Annotated in this window: 14 protein-coding genes and 1 tRNA gene; 6 read left to right on the forward strand and 9 right to left on the reverse strand. The window is 36.6% G+C overall.

The window, feature by feature from the left end:
• The first annotated feature begins 124 nt into the window (after positions 1-124).
• Positions 125-206 (forward strand) — tRNA-Leu (locus HMAT_RS12650).
• 88 nt (positions 207-294) lie between these two features.
• Here the strand turns inward: HMAT_RS12650 and HMAT_RS12655 are convergent.
• Together HMAT_RS12655 and HMAT_RS12660 are read right to left on the reverse strand one after the other, a co-directional pair.
• Entirely contained in the window at positions 295-678 is a 384-nt protein-coding gene (locus HMAT_RS12655) for a hypothetical protein (RefSeq protein WP_104383038.1), read from the reverse strand.
• 83 nt (positions 679-761) lie between these two features.
• A complete protein-coding gene (locus HMAT_RS12660) occupies positions 762-1,730 on the reverse strand; it encodes an ROK family protein (RefSeq protein ID WP_104383039.1) in 969 nt (322 codons plus the stop codon).
• 353 nt (positions 1,731-2,083) lie between these two features.
• On the opposite strand from HMAT_RS12660, the gene HMAT_RS12665 reads away from it, so the two are divergent.
• Together HMAT_RS12665 and HMAT_RS12670 are read left to right on the forward strand one after the other, a co-directional pair.
• Positions 2,084-2,806, forward strand: coding sequence for a ferritin-like domain-containing protein (locus HMAT_RS12665; protein ID WP_104383423.1), 723 nt, complete (start codon positions 2,084-2,086; stop codon positions 2,804-2,806).
• A gap of 21 nt (positions 2,807-2,827) precedes the next feature.
• Positions 2,828-3,661 (forward strand): ferritin-like domain-containing protein, encoded by an 834-nt coding sequence (locus HMAT_RS12670; protein ID WP_104383040.1) that lies wholly within the window; start codon positions 2,828-2,830, stop codon positions 3,659-3,661.
• 189 nt (positions 3,662-3,850) lie between these two features.
• On the opposite strand, the gene HMAT_RS12675 is transcribed toward HMAT_RS12670, so the two are convergent.
• Complete coding sequence (locus HMAT_RS12675) at positions 3,851-4,033, reverse strand: hypothetical protein (protein ID WP_104383041.1); 183 nt, start codon at positions 4,031-4,033, stop codon at positions 3,851-3,853.
• A gap of 183 nt (positions 4,034-4,216) precedes the next feature.
• Between HMAT_RS12675 and HMAT_RS12680 the strand changes: the two genes are divergently transcribed.
• Positions 4,217-4,456, forward strand: a complete 240-nt coding sequence (locus HMAT_RS12680) for a hypothetical protein (protein ID WP_104383042.1) — start codon at positions 4,217-4,219, stop codon at positions 4,454-4,456.
• Between the two features lie 104 nt (positions 4,457-4,560).
• On the opposite strand, the gene HMAT_RS12685 is transcribed toward HMAT_RS12680, so the two are convergent.
• Complete coding sequence (locus HMAT_RS12685; protein WP_104383043.1) at positions 4,561-4,986, reverse strand: GNAT family N-acetyltransferase; 426 nt, start codon at positions 4,984-4,986, stop codon at positions 4,561-4,563.
• Between the two features lie 338 nt (positions 4,987-5,324).
• On the opposite strand from HMAT_RS12685, the gene HMAT_RS12690 reads away from it, so the two are divergent.
• The gene (locus HMAT_RS12690; RefSeq protein ID WP_104383044.1) at positions 5,325-6,146 is read left to right on the forward strand and encodes an SH3 domain-containing protein; all 822 of its coding nucleotides are present in this window, start codon (positions 5,325-5,327) and stop codon (positions 6,144-6,146) included.
• Between the two features lie 90 nt (positions 6,147-6,236).
• Positions 6,237-7,268 (forward strand): hypothetical protein, encoded by a 1,032-nt coding sequence (locus HMAT_RS12695; protein WP_233789234.1) that lies wholly within the window; start codon positions 6,237-6,239, stop codon positions 7,266-7,268.
• Between the two features lie 664 nt (positions 7,269-7,932).
• Here HMAT_RS12695 and HMAT_RS12705 read toward each other — a convergent pair.
• From HMAT_RS12705 to HMAT_RS12725, 5 genes are all read right to left on the reverse strand, one after another.
• The gene (locus HMAT_RS12705) at positions 7,933-8,895 is read right to left on the reverse strand and encodes a hypothetical protein (protein ID WP_104383047.1); all 963 of its coding nucleotides are present in this window, start codon (positions 8,893-8,895) and stop codon (positions 7,933-7,935) included.
• A 324-nt stretch (positions 8,896-9,219) separates the two neighbouring features.
• A complete protein-coding gene (locus HMAT_RS12710; protein WP_104383048.1) occupies positions 9,220-9,987 on the reverse strand; it encodes a nuclear transport factor 2 family protein in 768 nt (255 codons plus the stop codon).
• 247 nt (positions 9,988-10,234) lie between these two features.
• Positions 10,235-12,616, reverse strand: coding sequence for a hypothetical protein (locus tag HMAT_RS12715; RefSeq protein WP_104383049.1), 2,382 nt, complete (start codon positions 12,614-12,616; stop codon positions 10,235-10,237).
• Positions 12,617-12,687: 71 nt separating this feature from the next.
• Complete coding sequence (locus HMAT_RS12720; protein ID WP_104383050.1) at positions 12,688-14,049, reverse strand: Gfo/Idh/MocA family protein; 1,362 nt, start codon at positions 14,047-14,049, stop codon at positions 12,688-12,690.
• Between the two features lie 367 nt (positions 14,050-14,416).
• Positions 14,417-14,866, reverse strand: coding sequence for a protein-disulfide reductase DsbD N-terminal domain-containing protein (locus tag HMAT_RS12725; RefSeq protein ID WP_104383051.1), 450 nt, complete (start codon positions 14,864-14,866; stop codon positions 14,417-14,419).
• Between the last annotated feature and the right edge of the window lie 608 nt (positions 14,867-15,474).

The following is a 15,474-nucleotide window of genomic DNA, read 5'->3' on the forward strand; positions in this document are numbered from 1 at the left end:
ATTTGATAATAAAAATATTTTGAAAATATCTAGCTCATAATGTGCGCTGTACAGCGAATGTTTATAGAATACTTGCAAGATATAGTTTAGCTTTATATATTTGCGACATCAAAGAAATCCTAATGCGGAAGTGGCGTAATTGGTAGCCGCACCAGACTTAGGATCTGGCGCCGCAAGGCGTGGGGGTTCGAGTCCCTTCTTCCGCACATAAAAAAACTCCCGGTTTTAAAATCTCGGGAGTTTTTTTATACCAAAATATTTTAAATTTCGCCCTTCAGCTTACAGTATCATCGTTTAGGCAGACCAGTCAAATGGTTTCGTACAGGGGTCGCACTCAAATTTTAACACCTTACCCAAGCTCTTTGCTTTTTTTCCCTTTTTCACAAACACATAAGCAAGGTCTAAAGATTCTTCAACTTCATTGCCATTCTCATCCCTACCTTTCAATACTACGGAATAATATTTTCCATCGGGATATTTTTTATAAAAGACTTCGTTAACGGTGATTTTTTTAGGTGTTTCATTATCACAGCAGCTGCACCACAAGACAACAACAGTTTCTTTTTTAAGGTACCCAACCGCCTTCTCCGCCTGAGCTTGTGTTAAAGCATGGAGTTGATCTGCTCTTGAAAAAAAAGCAGTACATAGCAATACAAAAAGTAAAATGGTCTTTTTCATTTATTGAATTTTATTTTTAGTTACAATGGAAAATTTTTAAGTTTTAAAGAATTTAACAAGCAAATACTATGCCTTTGATAAAATTATTTTTCCCAAACCAATGCACTGGCGCCGAGAATAGCGGCATCAGCTTCTTCAAGCTCGCTGAAAACGAGCTTCACTTTATTTCTAAATAAGGGGAAGAGATTTCTTTCCATATGTAATTTTGCGGGTTTTAATATAAAATCACCAGCCTTAATCACCCCACCAAACAATAGAATAGCTTCGGGAGAGGAGAACATCACAAAATTTGCCAATGCCTCACCTAATTTTTGTCCGGTATACCTGAATACTTCAATGGCTATAGGATCACCCTTCACCGCACATTCATGGACCGTTTTAGAATTTATAGCGTCTTCGGGATATTGATTCAACATCGACTCAGGAAATTCGGCCCTCATTTTCTTGGCTGTAATTGTGATCCCTGTTGCAGAAGCATAAGCTTCCAAACTCCCTTCAGACCCCGTACTCCAGTGCTTTCTACCACCCGGCTTGACAATAGTATGGCCTAATTCTCCAGCAAATCCATCATGCCCATAAATAAGCTTACCTCCAGCCACGATACCGCTTCCTACGCCTGTTCCCAAAGTAATCATAATAAAATCCTTCATCCCCCGCGCAGCTCCAAAAAGCATTTCACCGTAGGCCGCAGCATTCGCATCGTTGGTAATGGTACAGGGAATTTTAAACTTGGCAGTCATTAAATCACTAAATCGAATAACACCTTTCCAGGGAAGATTGGGAGCATGGTCTATTGTACCAGTATAATAGTTCGCATCGGGAGCTCCAACTCCAATTCCATCGAAGCTATTTTCACCACCGAACTTTTCAATAAAAGGGTGAGCCTTCTTATATAAAGCGTCAATAAATTCTTCAACATGCTCATAATCATCTGTTCGTATACTTCCTTTTTCAAGAACTTCCCCACGATGATTGACCACCCCGAATTTGGTATTCGTTCCTCCGATATCTATTCCTAATGCTACACGTTTTGATAAATCTATTAATGACATTGCTATTCTTTGTTTCTAAGTTCAAAAATTATAAAAAAGATAGTATTTTACGCTGAATTAAACAAGAGATTAGTTGACATAATTAAATAAAAAACTCATTTATCTGTTTTTTTTCATTACAAATGTCCACAAACCTTTTTATCTACTTCTTCCTTCCTTCGCTGCCCAATCAAACAACTGAAAATAAAAATTTGAACAACCGGATCTGGTCATATACATTTCAGCTGTGATAACATGCTACTGAAAGCGGAAAAATATAATATTTTAATAAAAATCAAATTTAGCAATCCAAGCATCTCAAAAAGTCGTAAATGATAATAAGTAAAGAAAATTATAAACTAAAGACTTTTGTTATGGAAAAGATAACATCTCACAATGAAACACTGCTGAATAGTAGTAGTGAACTTGAAATGAAAGATCTCCGAAGAAGAGATTTTCTAAAATTTGCAGGAGCAGGTGCTGCATCGCTCGCTCTTCTCGGGCTATCGAGCTGTAAAAAAGACCATGACGATGATATGGACAATGGCGGTAAAGGTATGTATTTTGGCAGTGGTGATATAGCGATATTGAACTACGCCTATGCGTTGGAGCAGTTGGAAGCTGCTTTCTACATTCAGTTGGTCAATAATCCTTATTCAGGCATCACAGATCTGGAAAAGGCCTTCTTTACTGATATCCGCGACCATGAAATTGCCCATCGTGAGTTTTTCAAAGTAGCGCTGGGAGCTAAGGCGATATCCAGTCTTGAATTTAATCTTGCCGGCATTAATTTCAGCAGTCGCGCCAGTGTTTTAGCAACGGCGAAGACATTTGAAGATCTCGGTGTCTCTGCCTATAATGGCGCTGGTTGGCTGATTAAAGATCCAAATTATTTGTTATTGGCGGGTAAGATCGTTTCTGTAGAAGCCAGACATGCAGCATGGGTTCGCGATATGATCGATAATGGCACTTTTGCCAACCAAGAAGTAGTAGATTCGAACGGACTTGATGTAGCCAAGAGCCCAAGCGTCGTCTTGAGTGCCGCAGCCCCATTTATCAAATCCAAAATAGATGTAAAGGATCTACCAACTTATTAATGCACCTAAAATTTGACTATCATGAATCTTTTAAACGTTTTTGAACAAATAAATACGATAGATCCTGAATTCAGCGATCGTATCAGTCCGCGTCGAGAAGCTATTAAAAATCTGGCTTCCGTGAGCAAAAAAGTAAGCTTAGCAGCATTACCATTTTTGATTGGTGAACTCTTCAAAAAGGCTTATGGCGCCACAGCCCCCACAGATGTCAATGGTGTTCTTAATTATGCTTTAACGTTAGAATACCTTGAAGCTGAATATTATACAATGGGTGTTGCTAAAGCAGGTCTTATTCCGTCTGGAAAACCCCTTGGAGCAATTACCACGATCCGTGATCATGAGGTCGCCCACGTTAATTTTCTAAAACAGGTATTGGGCAATAAGGCTGTCTCGAAACCTACTTTTGACTTTACAGCTGGTGGTACCTTTGGCAATGTTTTCAGTGATTACGACACATTTTTAGCTGTTGCTCAAGCCTTTGAAGACACTGGAGTACGTGCATATAAAGGACAGGCAGGCCTATTACTAGGGAATCGAGTGGTGTTAACTGCTGCATTGCAGATCCATTCTGTTGAGGCTAGACATGCATCACATATTCGTCAGATGCGACGTGCCCGTGGTGGCGGTGCCACCGATCAGAAACCTTGGATTACAGGAAGCAATGATACTGGAATCGGATCAGTAGTAGACCCAATATATGCTGGTGAAAACAATGTTATACAAGGAGGGGTCGATATCACAACCTTATCCGGTTCGATGGGAAAAATTTCAACAAATGCGGCAACTCAGTCTTTTGATGAACCACTTTCTGCCGAAGCGGTACTTAATATTGCAGGTTTATTTATTAAAGCTTAACAAAAGTCATAGTTACCTGTTTTTGAATGCCCTGGTTTATTAATATGCCAGGGCTTTTTATTAATTGCTAGCTATAAAAAGGTTCTCAAATACAGAAATTAATTCAGCATTCTTCTCCTCCAAAGACATAGCTGCTTTCTATTTGTCCTAAAAAAATTCCGCATCAGCTCTTCCCTAACAATAAATTCTTTATCCGATATTTTCGGCATAATACAGATCAGAAAAAATCTCTGATAGTTTTGAAGGATCCTCCCGCCAGGCATTGTACATCCGTTGCCCCATTTCATCAGGTATAATATCCAAAATACCTTCGTCGACGGGCTTCAATATCTTCACTAGCAACCCTATCAGGGTCAGATATATCTTAATCAATAAGAAATTGATTTATGTAACCCAATCGGATAAAAACTGTAAAGGGCAAGCTACATCATGTAAAAATATACCTACAATTGAAAAATGACTTTCAATAAAAAATTACGCTATTTAAAAAAAAAGTAATATTTGTTGTCGGTATTGCCCCGAAAAATAAAACACATCCCCCAAATCAAAATAACGATGAAAATAAAAACTGATGACAAAAATTCAGAGCCAAAGAAAACCAGGCTTCAATTAGCAATTTCCGAAATTATGAATGGCTATTTATTATTGGATGAAGCCGTGGCCAAATATGAGGTTCCAGCATCGAGCATTATCCAAGGTCTGAAGAAGATTCAGAAATTAAAGAAACAGGCTGCACAATCCAATCAACAAGAGATCCAAATCATAAAACCCGCTCACCCCAAAAATCCGAAATAACGATTTGGCACTTTTTATATAAAGAATATTACCAATTTAGTTGAATTAAATTAACATCGTACCCTTTAAATTGAAGTTCCCTGTCCTATTTATAAACACAATCGTTAATTATAGCCCATATGTAAGATTGGATATGATTTTCCCTGTCCATCTACAGCTGATCTTTTGATCACATGGAACCCCATATACCTATAGAAATCCAGCGCTTGCATATTTTGCTCATTGACGTCTACTCTCGTCACGTTTAAGTTCATTATTGCATAGGAAAGAAGTATTTTCCCAATACCTTTACCTCGAAAATCATTGTGAACAAATAACATTTCAAGGTTATCTCCCGAGATTCCCATAAAGCCAACTAAAGCCCCATTTTCTACATAGCCTAATAATACGACATGTTCAAAATAAACGGGTAACTGTTCTTTGTAATAGATAAAGTCCCCCTCTTTCAGAAAATCATGGGTGCTCTTTACTGCGCTCTCCCAGATCGCTATCAGATTCGGATAATCTTCCAATTCAATTTTTCTAATCATAACGGCAAATTTTATAAGTATAAAAGTCTGGCTTGAGCTGTCGACAAAAAACTATCTTAATCATTATAAATGTTTCCATTCACTGTACATTTCGAAGTTAGAATAGCTTTAAATTGTTACAATTACCTTCTCTCTGCATCATCGTAACATAAAATTACATTGACTTGTGCTATCTGATGTGCCAACAAAATATTCCTTTTCAGCGAACTTCTCCTGCTCAAATCTGCCAGCGGTTTGTATTGCATCAATCGACTATGCGGTGCCCTTATAGCTTAAAAATAAAATTCAATGCAATAAAATTACAATTATTGCTATATTTCCTATAATAAATTATTTCTATGACAAGGTCCACAGTATTCTTACTTAAAAAAGCTTTGTTTGTCGGTCTTTTAGCAAATGGACTTAGCATAAATACATTTGCCCAAAAAATGCCAAAGATCTACTATGCTATTTTATCCGAGGGAGTAAATCTCTATGAAAACCCTAGTACACAAGCCAATGCCTTAACGACCGTTGCTTATGGCTCACAAGTAACCTTCAGTAATTCGGATATAGACAAACTGGAAATGGTAGACAATCCGGTGGTCGTAAATGACACAAGGACGTATTGGATGAAAGTTATCTACAACAATGTTAGCGGTTATGTTGTTAAAAACAATTTTGCTAGTATAAAACCACCAGAGGAGAATACAGGCAAGCTCTCTGATTGGATAAAACAGCTATCTCGACCCGCTGGAAATAAATGGGAAAGTGGAAAAATATCCGAATCGCTAAGCGAGAGTGAACATGACAATTACCTTTCAAGACAAATATTTCAAAACGGAATGCTCTTGACCGTGACCTCAGGGTATGATATAAATTTTTCAGAAACTTTACAAATACCTCATACGGACGTACTAACTGTTTATAATTTGATAAAAAACATTAGGAGCTTCTACCCCATCCTTAAATTGAATACTGCCCTTCGTGAAGAGAACGCGATCGTTAAGGACAATGAGGGAAATGAATATAAATGGAAGATATCACACAAAGCGCAAGAAGAAAGTGAAGATAAGGTCATAAAATCTATTGAAATAATTTGGAATAATGGTATTAACAACACACTTTCAATTTCCGCTATGGGTAGTGATGTTGTTGTATTTTATGAAAATACACTTTAAAAATATTCAATCTGATTTTCTTCAAAAAAGGAAGTTGTATAAATCCAAATGGGTGGTAACTATCCAAGCAAAAATAATACATAGGCATATATGATAAACCGAAATTGTAGCGTTTTTTCTTTTTTGATCAGTATTTTGGTTTACCTTATTCCGATGAAGGGAATAGCACAAATGGAACCTTTCTATCATGTCACACCGATGGCGATTGAAGGCTATTTCACAAAGACCATATTTCCTTTCAATCCTACGTTTATGAAGGCAAATAGGGTAAAAAATATAACCCTCAAAAGTCGGGAGAATGGAATTTTTAATAGTTATACCTTTAATTCCAATGGTCTTTTGAATAGCATAAGCATGGTTCGGTACGATAAAGAGAAAAAGGATACTGTCTTTTACACAACATATTGCTATCTGGCAAATGGACTTTTAGCCAAAGAAGCGAGGATTGATTATCACAGTGGTATTATAAAAATAAAGGTATACAGCTACGACGAAAAAAATCGCATTGAAAACATCAGCATCTTTTCATTGAATGCACAAATGCCTAATCAGGTGCAGAATAATAATTGGATAGGCGAACCAGTTGCCGGTGTCGCTCAGCTTATTCTTAAAGGCTCATGGCCAGATGAAAATCTGTTAAATAACTTGATTCGCGAAAATAAATTCTCTTCGTGGCGGTATCGTTATTATACAGAGAACAAATTTGAGGTAGAGGAACGTACTGAGTTTTTCGATTTTATGAAAAACGGGGATAGTCAAGACACCTGTTATCAAAAAATAACTTATTACCATTTAAATAATCATCCTATCGCTCAATTCCTCCATTTTGGTTGCGCAGCTAAGACAATACCATCTGAACAATATGAATTCAAAGAAGGTCTCCTATTCGCAATTCATGAAATAGATACAGACATTGCATCTAAAGGCGAAAAATACAGTTATGACAAAAATAGGAATCTGCTTTCGATGCAAAATATCCGGAATGGACAAAAAGTAAGCGAACTAATTATGGAATATAATAAAAAGGGCTTTTTAACCACGATACAGCGAAAATCCGAAACTGCTAAAATGAGCCAATATTTTGAAGATCGCATCTTCGATCTGAGCTATACTTTTTATTGAAAAGTCATACTGATATTAACCAGTTTTTCATAATAAAATTATCTTTTGTCCTGGATAAGTCTATTGATCATGATCCAGCAGCTGTAAACAATGACAGGGCCAATTATAAACAAGAACGGGCACAAATAGGAAGTGCTGGAATTTTTATTAACGGAAATGACGAATGCAAACAAGAGGGTGACGAAAAAAAACTGCAAAAATATTCGAAAAAGCGGTTTTTTGTTTGGAAAGCGATCTAGCAATTGTTATCCGGCACTCTGTAAAAAGGAAAGAGATCGAAGTTTCATAGAATTACAGCACCTATCTGTCAAATAAGATTCATAAGATGCAAACTAAGTAATAGCTCTAAAGAAATAATGGGGTACTCGGTTAGAAAAAATTATTAAAGGATTGATAATTCAATATTTTGATTTTGCCTTAACAAAATAAAAGGTTTTCAAACGGGGAGAATGAAAACCTTTAAATAACCAATTATAAACCTAAATTATGATAGTACAAATATAAAAAATCAAAAGCACAAAAACAAAAAAAAATCTACTAAAATAATAGACTTTTTATTATTTCCTTCTTTGCATATCTGAAAGCTAACTTTAGCGCCAAAATGGAGACTATACTGATATTTCTTGTCATTATTTAAACAGTTTAAGAAAAATGTTTTATTGCATTAATTATCACAATTTGCAATAAATAAAGGGGTTGGCAATATTTTTATGACTTCTTGGGGCTGTGAAGTTCCGATAATCCGTTCAAACTTCATGAGTATGCCATCGTAATGGTATTCAGTGCTTTTATAGTCGAGTTGTTTTGCAGGTATTGCTCGACTGACATATAGATTTTTCACCTTATCATATATGTAAGCCTCCAAGTCTATTTCATGATCCATATCGTCATGGGTATTATACCCATTATTTACCAATTTAAAATCTGCATCAAAGGCTCTATCAAAGGATTCGCTTAAAAATTTTAGTTCTTCAGCTGTGGAAAATTCTTCCTCTATTGTGGATTTCCGGATGGGTATATCCGACTGGTCACTGACTGCATATAACCCTTCTTTTCCGATTTTGAGAATAAAATCATTGTGATACAAGCTACTTTGCATATGTTGTACAATAAAATCATTGCAATCGCCGCTGACAAAATGATACATTAATTTAGGGATCTCAATACCACGATCATTATCTTGGTTCTGCCGTTCCAATAAGGTAATCGTATCCATCTTTACATCAAACTGACAAACACTTGGAAAGTCTTGACAATTCGCATCATCATTAAAAAGTGGCTGCATCTTATCCGGAAACTTTCCGATCAAAATTGCACTACTCAGACGATCCCCCATGAAACAAATGCGCATTCCGTTTTTGATGGTGGGATTTTTCCGCCCATAGACATAAAATTGGGCGTCGGGATTTTTAGGTTTTAGATAAATAAGATCATTTTCGACCTTCCAAGTACCTTTTATCAATGTTCCGTAGGCTATTATCAAAAAAGAGTTGTTTTTATTGATAACAAAGACAGCATCCGAAGATTTATATACGCCATCAATATGCTGTTCACTTTGTTGTGCACAGACATAATTAATACATAAGGTCAATAGTAACACAAGTAGTCTATTTAAATTTAATTGCATAGCTTCAATATTTAGTTAAATATCGTAAAAAAGCCATAAGATAAATTGCAGACTAAACATCAAACGCCACGTGATTAAATTTTCGATGGTATTTCGCCAATATTTGATCTATCCAGTACCCGACGAATGGGCTTCAGTGTTCGAGCTATTCTCCGCTTAAAGGACAGTCTATGCGTGAAGCAGGCTGAAACGTCTAACGGGTATTGGAAACACATTTTTTCGGAGCCACTATCTTTGTAAAACTATATAATTCACTACATAAGCTCAGCTATTCGATATCACGATTGAATAAAATCCGAAGATAGCTCACGATCAACAATAAACCTAAAATTTACCATTATTATTGTTCCATGTTAATCTGCTCGTGATGGGTTCTATAACATCCCAATGTTCAGCTATCTTACCATTTTCGACACGGAACAAATCGTAAAATGAATCATAGTCAACACCAAAATATCCCTCGCTTACGACCAAAACAAAATTACCCTCTCCCAAAATCTTATGTATCGTGTGGTATTTTATAAAAATTCCTTGCTCAGCAAGTTTCTCAAATATATCCTTCAACCCGGAGATACCATCAGGCGTATGTGGATTATGCTGTATAAAATTATCTCCGTCAAAATAGTTATCCAACTTATGTATCTTTCCATGGACAAAAATATCATCTATAAAGCTTTTGACCAATCTTTTGTTTTCCGAAGTCTTATCAAAATCTTCAATTTCCCTAACACCATCAATCATTGTGTGACCACTTGGGCTCGGGTTTACCGGTGTTTGCTGCAAATTATCCCAATGTTCTACAATTCGACCATTTTCAAAACGGAAAATATTAAAACCAGTTTTTGCCCCAAAGAAATTATATTCATTATGTGTAAATATGAAATCATCATCCTGGAATATACGTACGATATTTACTTTTGCAGAATTTGGTGGCAGCTGCTGTAATAAAACGCGAATACCAGTTAGTCCATTAGCGTAGGCCAAATTATGTTGGATATAATTATCCGCATCGATGTATGCAAAAGATTCCTGTGATCCTGTCTCAATACTTTTCAGTAATGCAATCGCTTTCTCTTTGTTTGTTAATTCCATTTTCTATAAAAATCTCCCTAGCTTGTTGCCTTCTGTAGTGTCCGATTTATACCATTTTATAAATAATTCAAAACAATAGTGTAGTCATTATCACTATTAGCCAATTATATAGTTTTGCCAAGATATTGAATTATCATTAGGAGTTATCCGATGAAAAATTGTCAGCTACAGGTCCAAAATAATAACTTGCCTATTGCAGCAATAATTTTAGCTAACCCCAGAAGCAAGGCTATACCTATTTTTAGATCTATCTTTTCGAAGTCTTTATGATATCCCGAAAGAATATGGTCTTTCCGCTTTTGGTTATACCTTGAATAGTAATACCAAACCCTTCTGGGTTACTATTATTAAAAAACGAGATCTCCATTCCCTTACCGCTCTTATCCAATTTGACATTCGAATTCCAATACAAGGTGGGGCGCGCATCAAATTGATTACTTTTTAAATCATCATTATACGCCACCAATTTAAAATGTTCCTCTCGCATATATCCTTCAACTTCTTGCTCGTCCAAGGCTCTGCCTACATAGGAATCCCCTTCACTTGGATCCTTTTGATAAACATACAATACAGAACTTACGAAACCGTCAACGTTTAATTTCTCAAAGTATTTGACATAAGGAATCTGATTCATTGATGTATTGTATAAATCCTCTAGCTTCCATCTATTTGTTCTTATTTCATAGTTATTGACGAATACTCGATCCCATCTGGTTGAATCTGCGATTTTGGTGTAATTTAAATGAGCATATTCTCTAAAATTTAATGGAAGAGTCTTGACGAAGCGGTCATTATGAGGATCAAGCACCGCATCCGCGGGGCCTCTAAATTTTTCTAAGGCATATCTACCCTCAAGATAATTAATATGCCTTTGCTGAACAGTTCGATCTACTTTGACTTCCTGTAATTGGATCCCCCCTTTTTTATCGCGATAGCTCAATGGTGTGTAGACCCACTTTCTTTCGTTCCATTCGTGGGGCGCTGAAAACCTTTGTTGTAAAGGGGGAATAAAAAAGATAGAATCTACCTTTCTAGGCCCAAAATTGTACTTAACCTGAAATTTATCAAACATCATTTTTTTTTCAATAGCAGAGAGCTTCGTTGCTACCGTCCCCCGGATAATCAAATTATCCACAATGAAGTACCCTGAGAGATCGGGCATAATTGTTTTATACCGCATAACCTTATCCTCTGGAAATTTGTAACCAAAAGACAGTCCACTGGGTTTTCCTTTCCTATTATTTTTTGTCACCTGATCAACAAGCTTCTTGTAAAAATGGCCCCATTTATTTCCTTCCATTAAGATCTGGCCATGAAGGTAATAAACAGAATCCTTCATCAATTGTACCTTTTTAAAAGTCCAATTGGAGGGAGAACTCCAGTCGCTGGTGGCTATCAAACCGTACCGCAATTTATCATTTTTGAGTAAATGTGTCGAACAGATCGATTGCTTACGCAAGAAATAGGGCGTAAAATAAATATCCTCAGTAATATTTGGGACACAGTCATTAGGTACTTCTAAAGCTGTGATCGAGATAGATAAGTCTCCTTCCTCATCTGGAGGCAAACTCAATCGAAAACTATGCTTTCCTCTCTCTTTTGGCGTCATCAGCAACCATTTGATATTGGGAACAACCTGAATATCTTTCAATCTGCCTACAAAATGAGCGGATTGAGAGAGTATGCTGTCCTGTTGATCGCGTAACTCAAGCCGCAGCAAACCATAATCTAGATCATCGCGGTTTAAATAAATAACAGTCCGTCGATCAGGTCTAATTGTAATCGTATCTATCATGACCGACCGGTCATTCGAAGTCAATATGATTTTTGTCCTTTCAGCAGGAAGATTACTTTCCAAGTAAACGGCGATAGTGTCACCTATATCCCTGCTATATATTTTTCGTCCAAGTTCGGTCTTTAAAATGACGTCAGTTTTTCGCTTACCGTCCAACTCCCATTCAATGCGACAATTCCCAATGAAAGGGGGAATATTGACAACACCATAACCTAAACTATCTAACTGAAAAACAGATAATAACCTACCATCACTATTTAAAATAGTCCCTTTGGCGAGTAGTGGCTTTTCTCCAGCTTCTATCGTCTGCAAATGAAGTCTATTATTTTTGTCTTGTAGGAACCTATTACCTTCAGGACGTAAAATCAGGGAGTGATTTGTAGTTACAGCTCCGCTGTCCAAATCATTTTTGCTCTGGTCACTTATTTGAATAATTGGAATTTCCTTGAAATAATATCGATCAGTTATTCCTCTATCTGCACCCACGTAAGCATTTATATAGATACTGGTCTGCTTCCAATCCGATGGAAGTAAAAATACACCATCACTCATACCTCCATGTTGTAGGCTAAGCATAGATCTCACAATATTACCCTGCTGATCCGCGAGATTCAGATGGAAATTGACGGTAGAAGAATCCAGATAACCATGCTGCACAACATAGCTTTTAAACCACACAGAATCCCCCGGAAAATAAGCCTCCCGATCAGTATGAATATATATTTTTCGTACCTCCTGCTGTCCATAAACCAGCCCTAATAAGAAGCTGCAAATCAAAATTATTTTACCCCAGAAAACAACCGTTGAGAAGCGTGGTCCAAAATCATTAAGCATACATTTCTAATTGCTGTATAAAAAATTAAAAAAATCGAAAACTATACGTTAGACCGTAGCCATAATCTACACTAGGGCAGATCGGGGTGTTGCCAAGGTATTCGATAAGGTCTTTTCAATAACTTGGTCGCTTCTGGATCATTAATACATATTTTTTTTACCGGATCATAGTTCAATGGTCTATTTAATTGCATCGAAATATTAGCCAGGATACAACAGGCCGTTGATATATAGCCCTCTTCAATGTCAGCTACCGGCAAGCGATCATGCTCTATCGCAGACAGTAGGTCCAATAGATGTTGCCGTGTAGCTGGAGCCGTATGCAGTTCAATTCGAGGCTCTTCCAGATCTGCTGGAAATTTTTCTTTTTCATAAACAACATCTTTTTTAATAGGAGTACCTTTACCGACTGGAATAAATTCATATTTCATCACACTTCCCTTTAAAGTTCCTTTATCGCCATAGATAATAAATGCCCAAGGATATTCGGGATCCACAGGATTTCCCCAGGTACGATGTTGCCATATACAACTAAGCTCATCATATTCGAATACCGCGGTCTGTGTATCCGCAATAGTCGACTTTCCTTCCTTTTGCACGTAAATCCCTCCTGTTGCACTAATTTTCTTTGGCCATTTGAGTTGTAATAACCAACGGACCGTGTCAAACATGTGCATCCCCATATCACCTGTAATACCATTGCCGTATTCCATGAAGGTTCGCCACCACCCCCCATGGGGTAAGCCATCGTAAGGACGTAAAGGAGCAGGACCTGTCCACATCTCATAGTCGAGAAAGTCCGGCACAGGTTCCAGCGGCGGATTGCCATTCCTTCTCATATGATAATAACAGCACATTTCCACATGCGATATCTTACCAAGTAAACCTTGGTCTATTACATTCTTTTTAGCGTCAATCAGATGTGCTGTACTCCGTCGTTGCGTTCCTACCTGTACTTTTTTATTATATTTTCGCGCGTATCGAAGTATCGCTTCTCCCTCAAGTACATCAACACTAATGGGTTTTTGTAAATAGATATGCGCTCCCGAACGTATCGCATCTATCGCCTGTCTGGCATGCCAATGATCAGGGGTACCAATCAGAATGAGATCGAATTGATCATCAGCAAGCATTTTCCTGTAATCTTTGTAGAGCTTTGGAATCTTTCCCGAGCGCTGGCGTTCCCCGACCAATCGTCCCGCATCCTGCAAATGTCTGCTATCCACATCGCAAATCGCAACAACATTCACATCGCAGACCTGCATTAATCTGAATAAATCGCTTTTCCCATACCATCCTGCCCCGATCAGTCCGACCCTGATATTTTTAGGCGGGCGCCCAAAAAGTAATCCTTTAGCTTCTAAAGCAGATAAGGTAAAAAAAGCACTTGCCCCCAGAATGAATTTTCTTCGGTTCAGTGTGTAATCAATCATAATTTATTGGCATATTGTTTAGTATAAGATAAAACAATAAACTTAAGATAATGTTTGTGTCCATGACATTCTAAAGTTAACAGATCATCAATATCTCATCAGATAATATTAGTTTTCACGCAACACAAAATCAATACAAACTGTTGTCATGTAAAATACCTTTTCCAAGTCAGAATACGAACATAAAAAAGCCCTAGAGCGGGGAACTCTAGGGTCTTAGCCATATATTAACCTATTTTATGAAAAGTATTTGAATTAATAACGTATTATCTGCACGACTTATTTTGTACAATATTAAAAAAAATCAATAATCATAAAAAATCCCGTTTGTAAATCTACAAACGGGATTTTTTCTTGCAAATATTTATTATTTGATTACTACCGCAAAAGCGTATTCATCTGGAGGAAGACATTGCGATTCATCACATGCTTGCCATTCTACGGTACCTTTTACGGTTGCTACTCCTTTTTTCAAAGCAACTTTTTGTTGAAAGATTACTTCATTTGTAAAATACCCAACATCCATTTTAAAAACCTCTTCGTGTTTTACTTTTGGTTTTGGTTCTGCAGTTTTACCCGTTAATGCATAATCCGCTGCTTTGGTGAAATTAAACGAAGTCGGAATAGGTCCCCCATCCTTTACATTTTGCGAATAAATATGCCACCCATTTTGAATTGTTGCCTTGACATAGACTATAGCCTCTTTGTCATTTAGCTTTTTACTTGCCACAGTCCATTTTACAGGTTTGTGAATTTGAGCAAAAGCTCCAGTTACCATAAAGATAACCGCAGTCATTAACAATACTAATTTTTTCATCTTTTATATTTATTTTGGTTTATTTTGCAATATTTCCTTGTCTGCATCCGCCAAGTTTACTTCCTAGATGCCAATATATTTTACACACTTTTTATCAATTCCCGACGGATACATTAAATATTTACATTCAATAAGATAACAAAAACATCCACAACAATATTCGTCATAAACAATATAAAAGACAACGATGTACAGCTAAATCAAAAAATTTTATTGAAAACACTATAAGAAACAACATAATCTACGCTTCTATATTATATTTTCAATCTTCTTACCTGATTTTTTTTGTCTTCCAAAAAAATAGATAGCAACTGAGGTAATATCCACCAAAGATCTCGATTGCGATCATAAAATTTGCCACAACAGATTTGTTACGTTATAAGATACGGCAAAAATGACCTTTGGCACAAAAATCGCTTTATTTAAAATTCATAATTTAGGTTAATAATTGGTTAGGTTAAAACGCTTGAAGTTCCCCGCTTCAAGCGTTTTTTTTGGTGTATCATAAAACAGTCATATCATGATATTCCAAGAAATCAGCTCATTAAAGAAACATAGTTAAAATCGTCAAAAATACCATAGAAATTTCTTAAACAATAACATCGAAA

The organism is Sphingobacterium sp. HMA12, assembly GCF_002933815.1.
Taxonomy (GTDB): domain Bacteria; phylum Bacteroidota; class Bacteroidia; order Sphingobacteriales; family Sphingobacteriaceae; genus Sphingobacterium.

Bases quoted from the DNA above. Each gene is read 5' to 3' on its own strand.
- HMAT_RS12690 (WP_104383044.1), top strand. From the start codon at position 5,325: ATGACAAGGTCCACAGTATTCTTACTTAAAAAAGCTTTGTTTGTCGGT.
- HMAT_RS12685 (WP_104383043.1), bottom strand. From the start codon at position 4,986: ATGATTAGAAAAATTGAATTGGAAGATTATCCGAATCTGATAGCGATC.
- HMAT_RS12715 (WP_104383049.1), bottom strand. From the start codon at position 12,616: ATGCTTAATGATTTTGGACCACGCTTCTCAACGGTTGTTTTCTGGGGT.
- HMAT_RS12660 (WP_104383039.1), bottom strand. From the start codon at position 1,730: ATGTCATTAATAGATTTATCAAAACGTGTAGCATTAGGAATAGATATC.
- HMAT_RS12695 (WP_233789234.1), top strand. From the start codon at position 6,237: ATGATAAACCGAAATTGTAGCGTTTTTTCTTTTTTGATCAGTATTTTG.
- HMAT_RS12680 (WP_104383042.1), top strand. From the start codon at position 4,217: ATGAAAATAAAAACTGATGACAAAAATTCAGAGCCAAAGAAAACCAGG.
- HMAT_RS12705 (WP_104383047.1), bottom strand. From the start codon at position 8,895: ATGCAATTAAATTTAAATAGACTACTTGTGTTACTATTGACCTTATGT.
- HMAT_RS12655 (WP_104383038.1), bottom strand. From the start codon at position 678: ATGAAAAAGACCATTTTACTTTTTGTATTGCTATGTACTGCTTTTTTT.
- HMAT_RS12725 (WP_104383051.1), bottom strand. From the start codon at position 14,866: ATGAAAAAATTAGTATTGTTAATGACTGCGGTTATCTTTATGGTAACT.
- HMAT_RS12720 (WP_104383050.1), bottom strand. From the start codon at position 14,049: ATGATTGATTACACACTGAACCGAAGAAAATTCATTCTGGGGGCAAGT.
- HMAT_RS12670 (WP_104383040.1), top strand. From the start codon at position 2,828: ATGAATCTTTTAAACGTTTTTGAACAAATAAATACGATAGATCCTGAA.
- HMAT_RS12710 (WP_104383048.1), bottom strand. From the start codon at position 9,987: ATGGAATTAACAAACAAAGAGAAAGCGATTGCATTACTGAAAAGTATT.
- HMAT_RS12665 (WP_104383423.1), top strand. From the start codon at position 2,084: ATGGAAAAGATAACATCTCACAATGAAACACTGCTGAATAGTAGTAGT.